Below are 18923 nucleotides of genomic sequence, written 5' to 3' on the forward strand. Positions count from 1 at the left end.
ATCTCCTATTTTTTGGCTTTCATCAAGAATTCTTCTGTGAGTTTCATAAAAGCTTTGGAACCACTAGAAGAGGGCATGGCTGCCACCACAGGCACGAACATATCAACAGCTTTAGCTACATTAACATCCATAGGAATCGCATTAGCAAAAATTTGATGGGCTTGAAAATCCTGTTGTACCCGGCGCATGACTTGATTATAGTAGCGACTGAGTAAACCACCACCGGAAAGAATAAAAACTATACCGAGTAAACCAGGGTTAATCGGTTGGGTTTCTTGATGACTAGCTTTCAGTTTAACTATTCTTCTTTCTAATAGCTGAATGCCGACAATCGATAAAGGTTCGGGACGGGCGGGTAGTAAATAAAAATGACTGCTACAGAGACCACTACGAGTTAAAAGATTATAGCCTGGAGCGCAGTCCATGATAATATAATCGTAACGGTCTTGAATGGGATCAATGATTTTTTTAATTAAGATTCTTTCGAGGTTATTCCAAGCATAATCAAAGCCTAAATCTTCCTGTAAAATTGCTTGGTGGTGCAGGGTTTCTGAGACGACATATTCATCATAAAGTTCGATGTCTCCTGGCAGTAAATCTAAGCCTTTAATTTCACATACTGAAGGGACAATAATATCATCAATAGTTAATTTATTGTAGGGATTGGGTTTGATAATTGCTTCTAATAAATAGCTTAAAGTGCGTTTTTTGCGACGCAGTTGAGCGAATTCATGGGGGGACATTAAGCTAAGAGTCGCACTGATTTGAGCGTCTAAATCAAGGACAAGGACTCGTTTTTGCTGAAATTTAGCTAAACAGGTGGCAAGGTTGACGGTAAGGGTAGTTTTTCCTACTCCTCCTTTCATATTAACGGTGCTGATGACAGTGGCCATGATGGGAATTCCTTTCTAGTTAACCGATGGAATATCTCGACGTAAAACCTGCCCGTTGGGAGCCATAATCAAAGGAGGTAAACTGGTAATATCGATCGCCTCTTGGGTTTTCATGTCGTAGGTGGTGTAAAATGTTTCCTGTTGATGGGGATTAATATCGACAATTGTTAGGGTTTTTCTAGGTGCTTGTTCACTGTTCAACAACCGTCGCGGTCCACTGCCTAAAGCTCCTGAGTGTAATAATTGTAATTGCCCCCGTTTACCCGGATAGTAAGCGTGAGCGTGGCCACTAATATAAGTATGCACCTGATAGCCTTCTAAAAACGCTCTTAATTGCTCGGCATCGGCTAAATAATCCCCCGGTCGATTTCTGCCCACGGCAATACCGTAGAGGGGTAAATGACCGATTACTAGCCGCATTTTAGCATTTTTAGCGTCGGTACTACTCAAGTTTTTTGCCGCCCAATTTAGTTGTTCCCCAGAGATTAAATGAGTGGAGGCATCCCAAACTAGATAGAATATACCATTTTGAGTGAAAGTATAATAAAAAGGAAAGCCGGTTTTATCGATAAAATTTAAACTTGTCTCATGTTGGGGATTTTGCCAATAATCTTGGGCTAATTTTCTCTCTTTAGCATAGATAAATTTTCCTGCGGATAAAGCTCCAGAAGCGTCATGATTACCGATGGTAAAAGCAAAAGGTATTTTAGCAGCTCGCAGGGGCGCAGCGATATGGCGATCAAAGGCTGACCACATGGCGTTAATTGCTGCCTCTGTCAAGCTGCTTTTTTGTCCTGCCACCATGTCGCCACCACAGAGAACCAGATCGGGTTTATGATTGATAATTAAAGGGATAGCTCGATCGATTTCGGGATCGTAAGTAGTGGAACCGTATTGACTATTAAGGTCACTAATCACGATTATCTTGACTTTTTTCGCTTTTTGTGCTTGTTTAACGGGAGACTCAGGGGTATTTTGGGAAGTAACGGGCTGTAAAATCTGATGAGCGCAAGCTGCCAAGCTAAAACCGCCTAAACTGCCACTAATAAGCAAAAATTTACGGCGTTGCATAGAATATCAATCTCGTCTTTAATTGAGGTCACGTCAGTTAGTGTAGCAATTTTTGTCCCTTCGATCGCTTTTTTTCTCCATCATCCCAATTAACCCTCAGGAGATAACTTGACAATTCTCTTAACTTCTTTTGCGCCTTGGTTATGCCATCAACCGAGTAATTCCTCCGATGATTTGTTAGTATCTATTCAAGATAATTATGCAAAAAAGCTTTTATTTTTGCGTCAACTTCCCGTTAATACCCATCGAGCCAGTGAACGAGTTATCAAAGCTATTCAAGACAAAAACCCCGATTTCGTTATTTGTTGTGGCATGGCAGAAAGTCGTTATCGTTTAAGTTTAGAATCTCATGCTAGGAGTAGCACAAAACAGTTATTTACACCAATTCCCTTGCCAGATTTAATTAAAAACCTTGACTATAGTTATATCAGCGATAATGCCGGTCAGTTTGTCTGCGAAGAATTATATTTTCAAGTCTTAAAACATCATCCGAGAGCTTTATTCGTTCATGTGCCGCTTTTAACTGACAAAAATTTTGTCATTATTCAAAGGGATTTTCAAAAAATTATCAGTAATTAGTCGGACAAAATTAATTTCCCAAGCTTAAAGAACCGGAATTTTTTAAGGCCGATAAATTAGCATTACCCGTACAGAATAAAGCAATTTCTAATTCAGCAATCAAAAAAGTCACCAACTCATCTACCGCCGCCTCCGATGCCACGGCTGCGGTGAGAAAAGGCCGGGCTAAACCGCCTAAATCCGCCCCTAAAGCGATAGCTTTGCCAATATCGACCCCATTTTTCAAACCCCCGGAAGCGATGAGAGGAATAGTAGAATTAATCGCCCGGATAGAGGTAATACAATCGGCGGTGGGTAAACCCCAATCGGCAAAAACTTGACCTAAATGACGCTGTTTTTTGTCTTTTGCCCTTTGACTTTCCACCTTTGCCCAAGAAGTGCCGCCAGCCCCTGCCACATCAATCGCCGCCACCCCCGCCTCTATTAACTTTTTAGCCATTGCCCCGGAAATCCCGTTACCCACTTCCTTAGCCACCACAGGAACGGGCAATTTAGAGCAGACGAGGGCGATTTTGTCAAGGATTCCTCGAAAATTTTTATCGCCTCCCGATTGTACCCATTCTTGCAGGGGATTAAGATGAAGAATCAGGGCATCAGCCTCCAATAAATCGACTAATTTAAGGCATTCTTCCACACCACAGCCATAATTTAACTGCACTGCCCCTAAATTAGCCAAAAGTAGGATATCGGGGGCGAGATGGCGAACGGAAAAAGTGGCGGCTAATTCCGGTTGTTCGAGGGCGATACGTTGGGACCCAACCCCCATCGCTAAACGGTAACGTTGGGCGACGGTTGCCAGTCGAGTATTGACTAGATGGGCTAAGGTAGTTCCCCCCGTCATCGAAGAAATCAATAGAGGCGCGCCGAGGCTTTTGCCTAAAAAGCTAGTACCGATATTAATATCACTACGGTCTAGTTCTGGCAAACAGCAGTGATTAAAGCGATATTTCTCTAATCCGCTGCTAATTTCGCTAAATTCTACGTCTTCTTCCAGACAAACTCGCAAATGTTCGGCTTTACGATTTTCTATGTCACTAGAGGCATTAACAGGGGGGAGAGTGGTCATAGGTGAGGATGACGATCGCTACACAGTTGACTATACAGGATATTGAGTCAATTGTTCCAGTTGTTAACGAAGGCGGTGGTTGGTCGTCAGCAATGGAAACAAATTCAGCCATAGGAGCGATCGATCTTTTTGTCCTTTGTGTCTTTGTGGTTCTTTCCACGCGCTATATTAGATTAACAAGTCAAATAAATCAAGAGAAAGAGCTAAAAGATTGGCAACAGATTAACTGGTTCGTGTATGCTTTGAGATGGTCATAATCTGAGATTTATTTTTACCCATCAGGTGATTGGCTACGACATGATCAATAGGCCGCCCGTTAGTTTAATCCGTTGCTGCTACGAATGCCTGGGGAAGATTAGCTAATAAGCGATCGCCCCGATCTGAAAATTCCCGCTCGATTTTCCTATTGCTTCGGTTGAAAATTGACCATGACTCTTATCTCTTCTAAATCCCTCACTTTACCGGAATTTCTCTCGCTAACCGATGCCGATGGCGATATTACCTATGAATTAGTCGATGGAGAAGCGATCGCAAAAATGTCACCGAAATTCTTTCATTCTCGTTTAACTCTGGCTTTATCTTCTATACTCGATCACTGGAATCAAGGACGGGGAGAGGTGGGAATCGAATGGGCGATCGTCCTAAGCAAAAACGATCGAGATTGGTGTCCCGTTCCCGATCTCCTCTACATTTCCTTGGAAAGGTTAGGAGATATTACCCTCACCGATGAAGCTTGTCCCGTTCCCCCGGAATTAGTCATCGAAATTATTTCTCCCGAACAATCCTTCAGCAGCCTGAGCGAAAAAGCCGTGGACTACCTAAAAGCGGGAGTCAGTCGCGTCTGGATCGTCGATCCCCGGGCCAAGCAGATCACAATTTTCTATCCCGATGCGCCCCCGGCGATTAAAAAAGGCGATGACGAGATTAGCGATATTCTCCTCCCCGATTTAACCCTAACCCCCGGACAAATTTTTGCCAGGGCCCGATTAAGTTAATGCCCTACACCCCGCGATCGATTCCACCTTCTGCGAACACCTGTACTGATTAACGGCAGCGGATAGATTAGAACGGATTAAAAAGTTAACGAAAACAGGAACGATCAAAAACCCTAAAAGTCAACCCCTAGGCATAGCGTTTACGGTTTTAACATTCTTGTAATGTTTCGCTCATGATCATTTTGGGAGCAGTTTTATGGAGCGATCGCTCTAAGCTGCTGTAGAATTAGTTTAACAAAAGTGAGATGCAGCCAAAGACTTGCAGTTAAATAATTGGATGGCGACCTAAAAACATGAGTGAATTAACTATTCGTCCCGCTAAAATTACTGGTGTCATCCCGGATTCGATCGCCGCCGAGGTAGGTTTTGAAATTGGGGATGCGCTCGTCTCTATCAATGGTAATCGTCCCCGGGACTTAATCGATTATCAATTTTTATGTGCCGATGAATTTTTAACCCTAGAAGTGCTTGATAGTCAGGGCAAAACTCACCGGATAGACATCGAAAAAGATTATCATGAAGACTTAGGTTTAGAGTTTGAAACTGCCCTTTTTGATGGCTTAATTCAGTGTAATAATAAATGTCCTTTTTGCTTTATCGATCAACAACCAGAGGGCAAAAGAGAAACTTTGTACCATAAAGATGATGACTATCGTTTAAGTTTTCTCTATGGCAGTTATTTAACCTTAACTAATCTCACATCAAAAGAATGGCAGCGGATCGAAAAGATGCACATCTCACCGCTTTTTGTATCCGTTCATGCCACGGAACCAGATCTGAGGATTCGTCTCTTAAAAAATCCCCGCGCTGGTCAAATTTTAGACCATTTAAAATGGCTACAAGCGAGACAATTACAAATTCACGCCCAAGTGGTAGTTTGTCCCAATATTAATGATGGAATTCATCTGCAAAGAACCCTATTAGATTTGGTTTCTTTTCATCGGGGGGATATTCCCTGTGTGGAGTCGGTTGCCGTGGTTCCCGTGGGATTAACCCGCTTTCGTCCCCAAGAAGATGAATTAATTCCCGTTAGCCAAGAAAAGGCGCGAGAAGTGATTGAACAAGTCCAAATTTTACAGAAAAAATTTCGCCAAGAATTTGGCAGTAATGTGGTGTGGTTAGCCGATGAATGGTTTTTAATTGCCCGAGTCGATTTACCACCCCAATCTCACTACGAAGACTATCCCCAAATCGGTAACGGAGTTGGCTCAATTCGTCAATTTATTAGGGATTTTCAGAAGACAGCCAAGAAGTTATTACCTGCTCAAATTACTCCGTATAGACGGTTGATATGGGTAGTGGGAAATGCGGTAGAACAAGCTTTTCAACCCCTAGTTAAACAGTTAAATAAGGTGCAGGGTTTAACCGTGGAATTAGTGGCTTTAAATAGTGATTATTGGGGACAGGAAATCACGGTTACGGGTTTATTAACTGGCCAAGATATTCTCAAAGGATTACAAGGTAAAAATCTTGGGGATGGGGTTTTATTACCCTCCCTCATGCTCAAGCATGGGGAAGCGGTATTTTTAGATGATCTAACCCTAGAAACTGTTATTAATCAGTTAGGAGTCCCTATTTATCCAATCCTAGGAGTGGAGGAATTAATTAAAACTTGTCTGACGCTCAATAGACCTCTACCTAAGTAATATAGGACTTACGCATTGACAGAATTTCCGTAGTATGCCTTTGAACTTCAGACTATGGCTTCCAAGTTATTGAGGTCAAGGAAGTTGGATGCTAAATTATTGACAATAAAAGAGCGGATGACCTCAGTAAATAACTCCCTTTGTCAGGAATACCAATTAACAATTTGCGCTTTAAATCGGAGAAATTCTAACTGAATAAATCTGCGAATGGCACAAAATATGTGAGTCCTGATCGCCTGACTTTCTCTTACTTGAAACCCTTCAATATTACACAATGGTTTTAAGGCACGATGGTACTGCTCAATTCCCCAATGTTGGTCATGAATTTTCTGGAATTCTGTCCTGGTGATTGAGGGGAGTTTCTCTGAGTTAGAGACGAACACAACGTAGTAACGGAATTCGTTTTTGAAGACCGTTCTAAATACCTTGACTCATCCCACTTGTTTCAGATAAACAATTAATCCATCGGTCGGGATATCTAAGGTTTGAACTTGAACATATTTAGTTCCTATTTCAACCGAGACGCGCCCGATTCACATGAGGAGTAAACAAACCCCGAAAGCCCTTGTCTTTAAGGGTATTCATGGTTTCTTTGGCAGCATACCAACTGTCTCCTGTGACTGTCTCTGGTTTCAATCCCCAAGCTTTTACTTCGTCCAACATTTCTAAGAAATATTCATGTTTTGTCTGACCCTCCTGTTTATTAACGATTCGATAATTAACGGGAACTGACGTTCCTTTACCATCGGTATAATATAAGGTAACTAGGCCAATTCAAGTCTGAATTGCATCACTGTCTGATCTACCTTCATAGAATACCTCATTCGGGGTACGATAGTCAAGACATTTTCGAGGACGATTGTTAATCAAGTTTACGGCTCTTTCTAGCTGCTCTGGCTTAACAATTTTGAAATTCGTTCCCTTGGCAAAAAATTGTCTTAACAGTCCATTGGTAGGCTCGTTTAATCCCCTCTCTCAAGAATGATAAGGAGTAGCAAAATAAAAATCTGCTCCTAGTTTCTGACTCAACTCTTGATGTCCACAAAATTCTTTGACCTGGTCACAAGTAAAGGTTTTTCTTTGGTCAGGGTGAATCTCTTGGAAAAGTTTTTCTGTGACAAGGGTTGATTTCCGATGCGGTTTTGTTTTTGGCTAATCCTGCTACTAAAAATTTCGAGCCTTTGTCCATATATGTAACGAGAACTCCTAGATGATTTCCTCCAATCATTGTGTCACTTTCCCAATGACCGATTTCGGTTTTCTGGTCAGCAATTGCTGGTCGCTCGCAGCTATCTACACGCCACAGAATCCCTCCACGCTTACTTTTCCCACCGTATCGACTCTTTCTTTTTCCTCGTCCAGCCGCGTAGGTATTCTTGATACTTTCCACAGTCTTGATAGTTCTGATAGATCATTTGATAGATAGTTTCGTGACTGAGAGATTCTTGACCAGCTTTTTTCAGACGACCTGCTATTTGTTCGGGACTATGATAATATTTCAATCCTTTTTTCACCAACTCTAAGGCTGACTCGCTGACATTTTTAAAGGGTTGTTTGGCATTTTTTCGGCGCGTCTCGCTTTGAGCTTGTGCTGTGTCAGGTAGATAGCAGCCGAGGCAACTTTGATTCCTTCTTAATTCTCGTGCTATCGTGCTTTGATGACATCCGAGCCAGACGGCCATTTGCCGTTGAGATAAATTTCCCTCTTGACTAAGTTGGTAGAGTAAGTTTCTTTGTTCTATGTTAAGATGTTGGGGGCTTCGTTTTTGGGTCTGATTTGTTTTTGTTAATGATCAGACAGTACCTGATGAGCCTTTCTTTGTCAACTCTTGAGGTTGATGCGTTTCATTTTTGAATTGGCGCTATATACTAAAGTTATTTGCCTGATCAGACCCCAGATGATGGCCGATTAGATAGTACAAAGCAGTCTCTTTTATATCCAAATCAGAACTTAGATGTTGAGATTTATAGGTTAACTTATAAAGTGGGGCTTTTTTTTGGTCAATATGTTCCTTGATTTTCAGGGTTTCTGATAGGGGAATTTTTACTAACTCACTACCTCCCAATACTAACATTTCATTACAGGGAAGATGAGGGGTACTGTCCCAAATGGTTTTTGCTTTTGAGTCACGAAAAACAAGTTTAGTAAAATGGAAAGAGTAATGAAAATAGTAAAGATACTGAAATTTTTGGATGAAAGGATTCACAAGAGTTAGGGTCGATTTGGGATCACGCAGAGAGTATTTTAATAGTCCCTCTCTCAGTTTGTTGCCTATCTTTAGGAGAATTGTTCTGAAAAATTTAAAGTTTTTTGACTGAATCAGATTATTTTCATATCTGTAAAAATTATGCCAATAAGCCTTATATCGATTAGTAATAAAGTCAGAATTCATATAAGCACACCATTGTTGAATCAGATAAGATTCTTTGTCAGCAGCCATGAACCAATTGTCCATTAATTTATTTTTATTGATATGATTTAAAGCAAAAAAACCCTGTTTTGTATATTCGGTTAACCAATCATCTAGGGAAAGACAACAAAAGCAAGTTGCATCTACCCAAACTCCTCCATGTTGACGGAGTAAATTAACTCTGAGAAGGTCAGCTAAAGCAGCTAAATTTGATTTTAGAAAGTCAATATTTTTAGAAAAATTTATCCAGAAATCTGGTAAAAAATTTGTCAAGTTTTCCATATCCAAAACATTAATTGTCCAGTCAGGATTGTATTTTTCCCAAGATTCTCGACATTTTTTAATGATATTAGGGGCATTTTCATAACCCTGCGCCCAGAACATCCAGATAGTTTTAGGGATAACATAACTCATAAAATAACTTTTACTGCCAGCTAAAATATGTAACCTTTGATATTGTAATTGACCTTGCTAATTTTGTCAATCGTGTTTCTATACCTGGACTTCCCCGTTGACAAAAGGCCATAACATCTGCTGTAGGAGGGATTAAGAGAATTTCTGCTGCCCCGTTACTGGGTACAAATTAAGGAAACCCCCAATAAATCTAACGCATGATTGTTGCAGAGAAGTCGGTCGAGTTATCTTAGAAAAACGATAACTTCCCTCTCTAATCGTACATTCTACTGTATTCAAGCAAATTGTCCCCAAGTCCTCCAATAAAGTCCGAAAACTAGACACGGTAAAGTTTTCTTAATTGCTTTTTTTCTCTCTTTAGATTGCCCCGATTCACTGGGATTCGCTTTAATGACATTAAGAGAGCTATCATCAATTTCTTCATCCTCAAAGAGTAAAGGAGCTAAAGATTGTTTTAAATGCCATTCTACATAGTAAGCTAACATACATAAAAAGATATGAGCCTTGACTCTATCACCCTGATAATGATAGATAGGACGTACCTTTAAATCAATTGACTTATAACAGCGAAATGCCTCCTCCACTTGAGATAAACTTTTATAAGCCTTAACCGTTGTCGCTGCATCCATCAACGTTAACTCAACAGAAGTTCTTAACACATATACACCATCCAATGCCGTTTCTTGAGCGATTAATTCCACCTTACGCTGATAGGAAAAGCCTTCTTCTTGTCGATAATATCATCGGGTAATTTTGAGAGGTTGGCCAGGGTTCTTTGGCAATTGTAACGGTTTCTGGCGGTTCTAAAAGATTAAAAGTAACGGAATTTAGCGCATTTTCGCCGTGGAGATGCTGGAGAGATGCGATCGCACTGGCACAGGCAAAAACCGGTAAAGTGTAACCCGAACGGGGTGGGGAGATAGACATGAATAGGGTCGATAGCCAATCAAATTAGCCGTGATCTGATTATAGAACCAAGGGGCAACCGCTGCTATTTTTCTCGAAACCCTGCAATTTTACGCCAAGTAATTTCAGGATATTTTTTTCTAATCTCAGGAGAGAGTTGTTTAACAGCTTCTCCAATGACTTCAAAACAGCGAATCACTGCATCTTGAATTAATAAAGATTGATAGAATCTGTCTTTTCCCCCCTGTGTATAAGATTCGATTCGTTCAATTCTATCTAAAATATCACCTAAATAAATTAAATCACCATTCATAAAGGAATCACCTCTTTCATGATTCTTTCCCGAAAACAATCTCGTAAACTGTTAATAGTAGCCACATCAACTTTACAGCCTAAATAATCTTCTAAGTCTTGAATTAAACCAATTCTATCTAATAAGTTGCGCCCTTGTTCCATTTCTACTAAAAAGTCAACATCACTGTCATTGCTGTCTTCGCCTCTAGCAACTGGTCCAAATATTAGAACATTAAATGCCCCATGTTTTCGATCAATTTTTATAATATTCTCTCGTTTTTCTTGAAGAAGTTGATAGCGTTTCATTTTCATAATTTCCTGAATCGCTCAATAAATTTTTTTCAAGCAAGATGAGTTTTTCCCACAATAATTATAGCATTTTACCCGTACATAATACCATTTTTCTTTATTCGTGGCAGGTATCTTACTCCCCTCTCCCAACCCCCCACCCTCCCCGACCCCCCCGATGTCGGGGGGGGTGGGGGGTTGGGGGTGAGGGCAATTAACCATTTCTGCCATTACTTGTGAAAAATGGTATAAGTAACTGAAAGACTTCACCCCCAAACCTTCCCACTACCCTATACCTTTTCCATAGGGATAAAAAGCCAAATAGAACAGACAAAAAGCCTGTTCTATCCCTTAGGAGAAAAAAACTTAAACGGTCATGATATCTTTTTCTTTTGTCGTTAATAAATCCTCGATTTTGGCGATAAATTTATCGGTGGATTTCTGGACTTGATCCTGTAAATCCCTGGATTCATCCTCAGAAATTTCGTGACTTTTCTCCTGTTTACGGATAGCATCGATCGCATCCCGGCGAATATTGCGGATCGCCACCTTTCCTTCTTCGGCCAATTTCGCCGCCAATTTGACCAATTCCTTGCGGCGATCACTGGTGAGGGGAGGGATATTCAAACGAATGATCTGACCGTCATTACTGGGGGTTAAACCCACGTCCGAGAGAGAAATCGCCTTTTCGATCGCCCCCATACTGGTACGATCGAAGGGTTGAATGGCGATCGTGGTTGCGTCGGGAGTGCTAATTGTCGCTAGGGACTTCAGAGGAGTTTCCATGCCATAATACTCCACCACGATCCGATCTAAAAGAGAAGCATTTGCGCGGCCGGTACGAATCGTATTAAAAGCTCTCTGGGTTGATTCGACGGTTTTCTGCATGTGGTCTTGAACTTCAGCTAACTTCACAGAATCCTCCTACCAATGTTCCAACGGGTTCACCTTTGACAGCGCGAACAATATTACCTGCTACCGACAGATCGAAAACAACTATCGGGATATTATTTTCCTTGCACAGAGCGATCGCTGTTCCGTCCATCACCCGCAGATCATGAGTCAGCACATGACCGTAGGTGAGACTTTGAAAGCGTCGCGCCTTAGGGTTATGGGAGGGATCGGAATCATAAACTCCATCCACTTTCGTCGCTTTAAACACCACTTCCGCATCGATTTCGGCAGCGCGCAGGGCCGCCGTGGTATCGGTGGTAAAGAAAGGATTACCCGATCCCGCACCGAAAACCACCACCCGACCTTTTTCCAGATGACGGATTGCCCGCCGGCGGATGTAGGGTTCAGCTAATTCCTGCATCGCGATCGCTGTTAATACCCTAGTCGATACTTGCGCTCGTTCTAGGGCATCCTGCAAGGTCATAGCGTTCATGACTGTTGCTATCATACCAATATAATCGGCCGTGGCCCGATCCATGCCGGCCGAGGCGGCTTTCACCCCGCGAAAAATATTGCCCCCACCGACCACGATCGCCAATTGGATGCCTTGGTCAACCACTTCGGAGATTTCCTGGGCGATAGCGGAAACCACCATCGGGTCGATCCCATAGCCGAGATTGCCCATCAGGGCCTCCCCACTCAGTTTTAATAATACCCGCTTGTACGCCATGCCCTTACTACCACTCGCTAAAACAAGATCTAGATAATTTTTGTCTCCCCATAAGATAGCAGGTTTTGGCCTTGATTTAAGCTGACCAGTTCACTCTCCCCCGGTACCGACAAGTTAAGATTAATAAATCTTTTCCTTGGGAAATTAGTATTTAGTGATACCTTTGTTACTAGGGGAAGCTTAGTTTTATTGAGAATTAATAACCGTGGTCAGCGATCGATTACTATTGGTCAACAAAAGCAATCAAAGGGCCGCTAAAATCGATACCTTTGATTGGGTGTATGGGTTTCAGGATGGAACTCGTCTGATGGGCAAGGTTTGCGGTTACTTAGCTCCCGATAGTAATCGTCTTCTCGATCCCGAAAACTGCAGCGCTATCTACCAGAATGCCCGGGGACAAGTCCTTAGTCGTTGGCAAGCTGAAGATTTTATCGCTTTTGAACTAACCACCACCGGGGAAGATATCCTGATCGTGGCTTCTAATGATAATTGTGTCAGTAATAGTCTCTGTTTGGTTTCGGGCATTAGTCGCAGCTGCGCCCAAGTTAGCGATGAAGGAAAATCCCTCGCCCTGGAGGTTTTTCAATACCCTGCTTGGTCTTTGCAGGGCGATAATAGCACTTCTAAGCCGGCTTTCAGTTGGAATTGTTCCGTATCTCCCTTTTTCCCCTTTGTTTCCCTGCGTTTTAATCTTCAGTCCACCAGCAGCAAAAAATTCTATCGTTGGACGGTTTCCCCCTATTTTCCCTTTTGTCCCCTCTTAGAAGTGGGAGAATCCCTGGCCTAATTAGGGTTTGCGGCAAAAAGTTTTTCCTGGGGGCAGGGTGTGGGGTGTAGGGTGTAGGGTGTAGGGTTTTAGCGATTTTGAGGGGGTCAATTACCTAATTTTCAGGGAAAAAGTACCTGAATTTTCCACCCGATCACTCCCAGATACGGTACTTTTTGGAAACCAAAAAGTCTAAAAGTCTTACCCAACAAGGTTTTTAGATTTATTGAGCAAGCCCTAATTAGCCTTCTCTATTCTTTTGCAAATAATCGACTAATGCCCATAATCCTAGGCGATAACTTTCGGCCCCAAAACCGCTAATCTGTCCGATGGCTATATCGGCAATGTAGGAATGATGACGAAAAGACTCGCGTTTGTAAATATTGCTTAAGTGTACTTCCACACAGGCCATTTTTGTGCCTAACAGTGCGTCGCGGATGGCGATACTGGTGTGAGTATAAGCTCCCGCATTAATCAAAATACCGTCCTGCTGACCCCATGCTTGCTGAATCCAGTCCACTAATTGCCCTTCCTGATTGGACTGGTGCGCGGTTAAATTCACCCCTAAACGGGTAGCTTCTTCGCTTAAAAACTGGTTAATCGTCTCTAAATTGACGTTACCGTAGAGATTTGGCTCTCTTTTCCCCAATAGGTTTAAATTCGGCCCGTGCAGAACCAGAATGCTTAGTTTATTCACAAATGTCCTCCCTATCACCACGAGAATTAATCTTATCTCGATCAGGGACTATTGCCGATCAACAACATTTTTGCCGCTACGGTAATCACCGCACCAATAGTAGCACTGAGCGCACCGACAATGATCGGCAGAATCAGACCTCGGAATCCCTGGAGGTCAGAAATCGCTTTAATCATGGTAGCCTGTTCACTTTCCACCTTTTCGAGTCGTTTATCCATCCCCCCGACTTTCTCGGTTAAAGCGACCAATCCTATCGATTTAACTTGTTCGTTTTCCACCTTTTCCAGTCGTTTATCCATCCCTACTACTTTCTCGGTCAAAGTAGCTAATCCTATCTCTACTTTATTTAATCTTTCATCGATTCTGTCAAAGCGCTCATCAATCTTGTCAAATTTTTGATTAACGTCCCTTTGTAGATTATCTATTTTTTGACTAACATCCTTAACGCTGTCTTTGATATCCTTTAAGACGGTTTCTAGGGAATAAGTGACGGTTTCTCCGGACATTCTGGTAAACTCCCCTTAGTTTTATCTTGATCCTTCTCCCATGCTCGCTTTATCGATGGGAAACTACCCTTTAATTATCACCCCAAAATATAGCGCCGGTGTTTGTTTCCCCAGCAGATACCGGCATCTGTCCCCCTTTTGTCGATTAAATTTGTTAGATTTTGGAGGAGAAATGTTAACTTATTTTAAAATTTATGCTGACCAGCACTGCTACCCATCCCGTCGGGGGAACAGATATCGATCGCTTTGATTGTCGTCAAGTTTGGTATCCTATCTACTACGTCAAAGATTTAGACAAAAAGCAGCCCCAACGCTTTACCCTACTAGAAGAGGATTTAGTGATTTGGTGGGACAAAAATCAGCAAGAATGGCGAGTTTTTGAGGATAAATGTCCCCATCGTCTCGCTCCTCTCTCAGAAGGTCGTCTTAACGAAAGCGGACATCTAGAATGTCCCTATCACGGTTGGTCTTTTTCCGGAGGAGGAAACTGTGAATTTATTCCCCAACAACCGGAAAACAGTCAAGCTAACACCTCTCGACGCGCTTGTGTGCGGTCTTTACCCACGGCTATCCGTCAGGGATTATTATTCGTTTATGCGGGTAATCCCGAAAATGCTCCCCTGACTGCGATTCCAATTATTGAACCCCTGGAGGAGGATGCTGATGCTTGGATTTGTTTGGATACCTTCCGAGATCTACCCTACTCGGCCGTCACTTTAATCGAAAATATTATTGATTCTAGTCATGTTCCCTATACCCATCATCTCACCATCGGTAATCGGGCCAATGCCGCTCCTATGGAATTAGAAATTATCGAGTCCAATCGTCAGGGATTTAAGGGAATTTGGCCCGAAGGACCGCGTAAAGGTCAATTAGGTCAGCAATACAGCAATTTTATCGCCCCCGGATTAATTTACCACGATCTCACCTCGGAAAAGTTTGGAAGGACTTTAACAGCTGTCTATGCAACCCCCATCCGTCAGGGAGAATGTCGTCTCTTTGCTCGTTTTCCTTTTAAATTTAACTCTAAGCTGCCGAAATTCTTCATTAAGCTTACCCCCACTTGGTATTCCCACATCAATCAAAACGCTATTCTCGAAGATGATCAGATTTTTCTCTACTATCAAGAGCGTTATCTGCAAGCTCGGGGGGATAGTCGGAATTTTAGTCAAGCTTGTTATCTCCCCACGAAAGCGGATTTATTTGTGTTCGAGTATCGCAATTGGGTTAATCAATACCAAGCTGATCCTTTTGCCGGTCAACCCTTTCCCCCCCTACAATCAAAAGAGATTCTCCTCGAACGCTATCACTCCCATACCAAAAATTGTGCTGTTTGTCAAGGGGCTTTAAAAAATATTAATCGTCTTCAGGGGTTAACATTAGCGATCGCTATTATTCTTGGTCTATCTTTACCACTTTTAGCCCTAATTTTCGGTCAATCAGCCCTCATTCCCGTGACAGTGCTGACAGTATTAACTGTAATTATGGTGGCAGTTTATTGGCGCTTGGGAGAACTGAAAAAACAGTTTTATCAAGGACGGGAACTATTGCCGAGAAATACCGGTAAAAAGCGATAAAGCTGCCGAAAAAGAGCGGAAGTTAGGGAACCGGTTCCTCACTATCCACTTTGGGGGTTTGGTTTTGGAGAGATTGCTGAAGTTCTTGCCAGCGAGTTTCTGCCAGTTGTTTTTGTGTTTGCACTTCTCGGTCATTGGAACGATAACGAAGTGATTCTTGATAAGCTTGAATCGCTCGCTCGTATTGACCGAGTTTAAAGCAACTATTGCCTAAACTTTTCCAGGTTTCGGGGTTATCTTTTTGTCTTTGAATCGCCTGTTGATAGGCGTTTATGGCTTGGGAATAGTCGCCTAAACGATACCAAGCGTTACCGATACCGATAAAAACTTCGGCTTTTTGGGAAGAAATGCGGCGAGCTTTTTCGTAGGATGCGATCGCTTCTTGAAATCTTTCCATTTGATGAAGTAATGCCCCTTGATTTAACCAAGCTTGATAATAATTAGAATTGGCTTGAGTTGCTTGAGTAAATGCCTCCAAAGCTTCTGACTTGCGGCCTAACTTTTGCAGAATTATCCCTTGACTATAGTGAGCTTGGGAAAATTGGGGATTAAATTGTCCGGCTTTGCTATAACTTTCTAAGGCATCATTAATTTTATTTAATTGATAGAAACTATTACCTTTTTGATACCAAATTAAGGCATTATCTGACTCGATCGCTAGAGCCTGATCGTAGGCTTTAACTGCCCCTTCATAATCCTCAAGATTCTGTAATGACCAGCCTTTTTTATACCATATTTTGGCATCATTTTGTTGAAAAGTTAACAATTTGTCAAGAGCTTTTTGGGCGGCGGAATATTGTTGTAGTTCTAGATAAATATCGGCCTTACCTTGCCAAGCTTGACTAGCGGCAGCATTAATAGATAGGACTCGCTCAAAACTTTCTAAAGCCTCCTGATTTTTATCTAATTTATCTAAAGCTTCCCCGCGACCGAGCCAAGCTTGCCAAGCGGAATCTGGGTTAATTTGAATAGCTTTTTCGTAGGTATTTAAAGCTTCCGAGTATCTTTGTAAAGCCAATAAAGCATCGGCTTTTCCTTGCAATGCCTCAAGATAATCGGGATTAATTTTTAAGGCTTGACCATAGGAATTAAGGGCATCAGTATAGCGTTTAAGTTGATAAAAAGTCTGACCTTGTTGATAGTAACTAAGAGAATTACGAGAATTTTGCCAATAGTCAAAACCCAGATAAGCACCAGCTATTAAGCCAATTGTCCCCGATACAAACAAGATTTTTGTTAGCCAAGATTTCCCTTGACGAGCAACCCGACCTTGAGGTTTCACATAGGTAGTTTTCGGATCGAGATGATGAATTTTACCTAATTTTCTCAGAGCGATTAATGCTTCACTGGCACTGGTATAACGCTGACGAAAATCATAGCGGATCATGCGCTCGATAACATCACTAAACTCGGCGCTAGTCATGGCCAAATGTTGCCAGAGAATTTCTCCCGTGCGAGCATCCAATGGAATATCTTCGGGATTTTTACCGGTTAAAGCTTGTAATCCAATCATACCAGTGGCATAGATATCGCTACTAAAACGGGGATAACCCTGGGCCTGTTCACTGGGGAAATAACCGGGGGTACCGATAGCGACCGTGGAAACGGTTTTACCTTCTTTAACTACTTGCGTGCTAATTTGTTTGACAGCACCAAAATCAATTAAAACCAATTGATTATCTTGACGGCGACGAATAAGATTGAAGGGATTAACATCGCGATGGATCACCTGTTTGTGATGGACAAATTCCAGAATTGAGAGAATTTCTGTTAATAAAGCCACCACTTTCTCTTCATTTTGCCTATAGACACCGGCAGTAATTTCTGTGGCTAAATCTTCCCCCTCAATGTATTCTTGCACGAGGAAAAATTGCCCATTTTCCTCAAAATAAGCAAATAAACGGGGAATATGGCGATGAATGCCCAATTCTTGCAGGATTTTCGCCTCGGTTTCAAACAGTCGTCTAGCGATGGCTACAGTTTCGGCATTCCGGCACTGGGGTTGAAATTGTTTGATCACACAGCGATTTTGATTAGGTAACTGGCGATCGCAGGCCAAGAAAGTCTGTCCGAATCCCCCTTTTCCCAATTGACGGATAATTTGGTAGCGATGACTAAGGATGTTTCCGGCAGCGAGTTCCATAGACGATGGCAATCCGAGGTTTTTTACCATTCTAGGCTTTTCGGCTCTCTTTTGCGGTCGCTGGACAAAATGGGGAAATTCCCCTATTCCACTTTTTTCCCTATAGAGAGGGAAAAAATTCCCTGTGGAGGGGACTGACATGACAGACAGAAAAAAATAATCTAGAAATAGAGAAAGTTCACTGTTGTTTTTTGAGAGGATAACCGCTATGTCTATGAATCCTGTTACTAGAGCCAGCACAGCTTTACTGATTACCCTGCTCATGGGTTCCATGTCCGGTACTTTTCCCGTCCTCGCTCAAAGTAATATTAATCGGCAAAGTCTCATCGCTCAACAAATCTCGATTCCGGCAGGAACAGTTATCCCCCTGAATTACGAGAAAGCCGATAAAATTTTAGTTTCTAAAAGTGATGTTATTCCTCTGACTTTAACCGTAGCCAGAGATATTCGTAACCGGAATGGGAGTGTGGTGATTGCAGCGGGAAGTGAAGTCAAGGGTACTTTAGAAGCGGCGGGCCGAGGTGTGCGGTTTATTGCCGATGAAATTCGCCTCGATGGGGGTAGTCGCACCATTCCCCTCAATGGCACTTCGCGATTAATTACTACCACTGAAACCGTGCGTAAAGGGGCAAAAACTCAAGATATCTTAGGGGGAACCGTCGCCGGTGCGGGGGCAGCTACAGCGATCGCTGCTCTTACGGGCGATCGCAAGATTGAAGTTCTCGACGTTTTAGCGGGGGCAGCCGTGGGAACCCTTGCAGGATGGGGTTTACCGACGGCGGGAATTGTCGGTGGTAGTTCCGTGCAGTTATACTCTGTTAACCCCGATCGAGATTTAAATATTACCCTGCAATCGCCCCTAGTGATCAGAGATTAGTTAGGGTCTGCTGAAAAAGTTTTTCGTGGGGGCAGGGTGTGGCCCCCCAACCCCTAGGGTTGGGTAGGGTTGATTCATGAATCAACCCTACCCCCCCAACCCCCACCCCCCCTGCCCCCCGACCCCCCCGATGTCGGGGGGCAGGGGGCGGCAAGGGGGGGTTAGCTAAT

The 18923-nt window shown here is 42.6% G+C and carries 19 protein-coding genes and 3 pseudogenes; 7 read left to right on the forward strand and 15 right to left on the reverse strand.

Annotated elements, in window-relative coordinates:
- Nucleotides 1–5: 5 nt before the first annotated feature.
- Together RAM70_RS05760 and RAM70_RS05765 are read right to left on the reverse strand one after the other, a co-directional pair.
- Nucleotides 6–893: a ParA family protein gene (locus tag RAM70_RS05760; RefSeq protein ID WP_045361944.1), complete on the reverse strand. Its 888-nt coding sequence runs from the start codon at nucleotides 891–893 to the stop codon at nucleotides 6–8.
- Nucleotides 894–908: 15 nt separating this feature from the next.
- A complete protein-coding gene (locus RAM70_RS05765; protein ID WP_190381198.1) occupies nucleotides 909–1964 on the reverse strand; it encodes a metallophosphoesterase family protein in 1056 nt (351 codons plus the stop codon).
- Between the two features lie 108 nt (nucleotides 1965–2072).
- Here RAM70_RS05765 and RAM70_RS05770 point away from each other — a divergent pair, with 108 nt between their 5' ends.
- Nucleotides 2073–2543, forward strand: a complete 471-nt coding sequence (locus RAM70_RS05770; protein ID WP_190381199.1) for a pyroglutamyl-peptidase I family protein — start codon at nucleotides 2073–2075, stop codon at nucleotides 2541–2543.
- A gap of 10 nt (nucleotides 2544–2553) precedes the next feature.
- On the opposite strand, the gene fni is transcribed toward RAM70_RS05770, so the two are convergent.
- Nucleotides 2554–3609: a type 2 isopentenyl-diphosphate Delta-isomerase gene (gene fni, locus RAM70_RS05775; protein WP_045361953.1), complete on the reverse strand. Its 1056-nt coding sequence runs from the start codon at nucleotides 3607–3609 to the stop codon at nucleotides 2554–2556.
- Nucleotides 3610–3617: 8 nt separating this feature from the next.
- Here fni and RAM70_RS05780 point away from each other — a divergent pair, with 8 nt between their 5' ends.
- The 3 genes from RAM70_RS05780 to RAM70_RS05790 all read left to right on the forward strand — a co-directional run bounded on the left by RAM70_RS05780 (nucleotide 3618) and on the right by RAM70_RS05790 (nucleotide 6250).
- Nucleotides 3618–3866 carry a hypothetical protein gene (locus RAM70_RS05780; RefSeq protein WP_045361956.1) on the forward strand — a complete coding sequence of 83 codons (249 nt, stop codon included), beginning with the start codon at nucleotides 3618–3620 and terminating at the stop codon, nucleotides 3864–3866.
- Nucleotides 3867–4037: 171 nt separating this feature from the next.
- Nucleotides 4038–4604, forward strand: a complete 567-nt coding sequence (locus RAM70_RS05785) for a Uma2 family endonuclease (protein WP_312672740.1) — start codon at nucleotides 4038–4040, stop codon at nucleotides 4602–4604.
- Nucleotides 4605–4897: 293 nt separating this feature from the next.
- Nucleotides 4898–6250, forward strand: coding sequence for a TIGR03279 family radical SAM protein (locus RAM70_RS05790; RefSeq protein ID WP_045361962.1), 1353 nt, complete (start codon nucleotides 4898–4900; stop codon nucleotides 6248–6250).
- Between the two features lie 513 nt (nucleotides 6251–6763).
- Here RAM70_RS05790 and RAM70_RS05795 read toward each other — a convergent pair.
- The 9 genes and pseudogenes from RAM70_RS05795 to pyrH all read right to left on the reverse strand — a co-directional run bounded on the left by RAM70_RS05795 (nucleotide 6764) and on the right by pyrH (nucleotide 12187).
- A complete protein-coding gene (locus RAM70_RS05795) occupies nucleotides 6764–6913 on the reverse strand; it encodes a hypothetical protein (protein WP_190381201.1) in 150 nt (49 codons plus the stop codon).
- A 111-nt stretch (nucleotides 6914–7024) separates the two neighbouring features.
- Nucleotides 7025–7992 (reverse strand): annotated as a pseudogene (locus RAM70_RS05800) (IS30 family transposase).
- A 120-nt stretch (nucleotides 7993–8112) separates the two neighbouring features.
- Complete coding sequence (locus RAM70_RS05805) at nucleotides 8113–9075, reverse strand: capsular polysaccharide synthesis protein (RefSeq protein WP_312672741.1); 963 nt, start codon at nucleotides 9073–9075, stop codon at nucleotides 8113–8115.
- 155 nt (nucleotides 9076–9230) lie between these two features.
- Nucleotides 9231–9803, reverse strand: a pseudogene (locus RAM70_RS05810) (IS1634 family transposase); the annotation flags it as partial.
- A 43-nt stretch (nucleotides 9804–9846) separates the two neighbouring features.
- Nucleotides 9847–10002, reverse strand: a pseudogene (locus tag RAM70_RS05815) (cobalt-precorrin-5B (C(1))-methyltransferase); the annotation flags it as partial.
- 64 nt (nucleotides 10003–10066) lie between these two features.
- A complete protein-coding gene (locus RAM70_RS05820) occupies nucleotides 10067–10294 on the reverse strand; it encodes a HepT-like ribonuclease domain-containing protein (RefSeq protein WP_312672743.1) in 228 nt (75 codons plus the stop codon).
- Nucleotides 10291–10587 (reverse strand): nucleotidyltransferase family protein, encoded by a 297-nt coding sequence (locus tag RAM70_RS05825; RefSeq protein WP_502572677.1) that lies wholly within the window; start codon nucleotides 10585–10587, stop codon nucleotides 10291–10293. Before RAM70_RS05825 ends, RAM70_RS05820 begins: the two co-directional genes overlap by 4 nt.
- A gap of 342 nt (nucleotides 10588–10929) precedes the next feature.
- A complete protein-coding gene (gene frr, locus RAM70_RS05830; protein ID WP_221634908.1) occupies nucleotides 10930–11451 on the reverse strand; it encodes a ribosome recycling factor in 522 nt (173 codons plus the stop codon).
- 13 nt (nucleotides 11452–11464) lie between these two features.
- Entirely contained in the window at nucleotides 11465–12187 is a 723-nt protein-coding gene (gene pyrH / locus RAM70_RS05835; RefSeq protein ID WP_045359458.1) for a UMP kinase, read from the reverse strand.
- Nucleotides 12188–12392: 205 nt separating this feature from the next.
- Between pyrH and RAM70_RS05840 the strand changes: the two genes are divergently transcribed.
- On the forward strand, nucleotides 12393–12974 hold the full coding sequence (locus RAM70_RS05840) for a hypothetical protein (RefSeq protein WP_312672748.1): 582 nt from the start codon (nucleotides 12393–12395) through the stop codon (nucleotides 12972–12974).
- A 220-nt stretch (nucleotides 12975–13194) separates the two neighbouring features.
- On the opposite strand, the gene aroQ is transcribed toward RAM70_RS05840, so the two are convergent.
- Nucleotides 13195–13650, reverse strand: a complete 456-nt coding sequence (gene aroQ / locus RAM70_RS05845) for a type II 3-dehydroquinate dehydratase (protein WP_045359462.1) — start codon at nucleotides 13648–13650, stop codon at nucleotides 13195–13197.
- A 41-nt stretch (nucleotides 13651–13691) separates the two neighbouring features.
- Nucleotides 13692–14156, reverse strand: a complete 465-nt coding sequence (locus RAM70_RS05850) for a hypothetical protein (protein WP_002797922.1) — start codon at nucleotides 14154–14156, stop codon at nucleotides 13692–13694.
- 194 nt (nucleotides 14157–14350) lie between these two features.
- Between RAM70_RS05850 and RAM70_RS05855 the strand changes: the two genes are divergently transcribed.
- Nucleotides 14351–15733, forward strand: coding sequence for an aromatic ring-hydroxylating dioxygenase subunit alpha (locus RAM70_RS05855; RefSeq protein WP_312672754.1), 1383 nt, complete (start codon nucleotides 14351–14353; stop codon nucleotides 15731–15733).
- 22 nt (nucleotides 15734–15755) lie between these two features.
- Here RAM70_RS05855 and RAM70_RS05860 read toward each other — a convergent pair whose 3' ends face one another.
- Entirely contained in the window at nucleotides 15756–17876 is a 2121-nt protein-coding gene (locus RAM70_RS05860) for a tetratricopeptide repeat protein (RefSeq protein ID WP_312675820.1), read from the reverse strand.
- Nucleotides 17877–18084: 208 nt separating this feature from the next.
- Here RAM70_RS05860 and RAM70_RS05865 point away from each other — a divergent pair, with 208 nt between their 5' ends.
- Nucleotides 18085–18753 carry a hypothetical protein gene (locus RAM70_RS05865; protein WP_312672756.1) on the forward strand — a complete coding sequence of 223 codons (669 nt, stop codon included), beginning with the start codon at nucleotides 18085–18087 and terminating at the stop codon, nucleotides 18751–18753.
- Nucleotides 18754–18923: the final 170 nt, after the last annotated feature.

Origin of the sequence: Microcystis wesenbergii NRERC-220, from assembly GCF_032027425.1 — a bacterium.
Lineage (GTDB): Bacteria > Cyanobacteriota > Cyanobacteriia > Cyanobacteriales > Microcystaceae > Microcystis > Microcystis wesenbergii_A.

What these genes read in the sequence shown, in the direction of transcription:
- RAM70_RS05760 (WP_045361944.1), bottom strand. Translation starts at nt 893, where the DNA reads ATGGCCACTGTCATCAGCACCGTTAATATGAAAGGAGGAGTAGGAAAA.
- RAM70_RS05765 (WP_190381198.1), bottom strand. Translation starts at nt 1,964, where the DNA reads ATGCAACGCCGTAAATTTTTGCTTATTAGTGGCAGTTTAGGCGGTTTT.
- fni (WP_045361953.1), bottom strand. Translation starts at nt 3,609, where the DNA reads ATGACCACTCTCCCCCCTGTTAATGCCTCTAGTGACATAGAAAATCGT.
- RAM70_RS05780 (WP_045361956.1), top strand. Translation starts at nt 3,618, where the DNA reads ATGACGATCGCTACACAGTTGACTATACAGGATATTGAGTCAATTGTT.
- RAM70_RS05785 (WP_312672740.1), top strand. Translation starts at nt 4,038, where the DNA reads ATGACTCTTATCTCTTCTAAATCCCTCACTTTACCGGAATTTCTCTCG.
- RAM70_RS05790 (WP_045361962.1), top strand. Translation starts at nt 4,898, where the DNA reads ATGAGTGAATTAACTATTCGTCCCGCTAAAATTACTGGTGTCATCCCG.
- RAM70_RS05795 (WP_190381201.1), bottom strand. Translation starts at nt 6,913, where the DNA reads ATGTTGGACGAAGTAAAAGCTTGGGGATTGAAACCAGAGACAGTCACA.
- RAM70_RS05805 (WP_312672741.1), bottom strand. Translation starts at nt 9,075, where the DNA reads ATGAGTTATGTTATCCCTAAAACTATCTGGATGTTCTGGGCGCAGGGT.
- RAM70_RS05820 (WP_312672743.1), bottom strand. Translation starts at nt 10,294, where the DNA reads ATGAATGGTGATTTAATTTATTTAGGTGATATTTTAGATAGAATTGAA.
- RAM70_RS05825 (WP_502572677.1), bottom strand. Translation starts at nt 10,587, where the DNA reads ATGAAAATGAAACGCTATCAACTTCTTCAAGAAAAACGAGAGAATATT.
- frr (WP_221634908.1), bottom strand. Translation starts at nt 11,451, where the DNA reads ATGCAGAAAACCGTCGAATCAACCCAGAGAGCTTTTAATACGATTCGT.
- pyrH (WP_045359458.1), bottom strand. Translation starts at nt 12,187, where the DNA reads ATGGCGTACAAGCGGGTATTATTAAAACTGAGTGGGGAGGCCCTGATG.
- RAM70_RS05850 (WP_002797922.1), bottom strand. Translation starts at nt 14,156, where the DNA reads ATGTCCGGAGAAACCGTCACTTATTCCCTAGAAACCGTCTTAAAGGAT.
- RAM70_RS05855 (WP_312672754.1), top strand. Translation starts at nt 14,351, where the DNA reads ATGCTGACCAGCACTGCTACCCATCCCGTCGGGGGAACAGATATCGAT.
- RAM70_RS05860 (WP_312675820.1), bottom strand. Translation starts at nt 17,876, where the DNA reads ATGGAACTCGCTGCCGGAAACATCCTTAGTCATCGCTACCAAATTATC.
- RAM70_RS05865 (WP_312672756.1), top strand. Translation starts at nt 18,085, where the DNA reads ATGTCTATGAATCCTGTTACTAGAGCCAGCACAGCTTTACTGATTACC.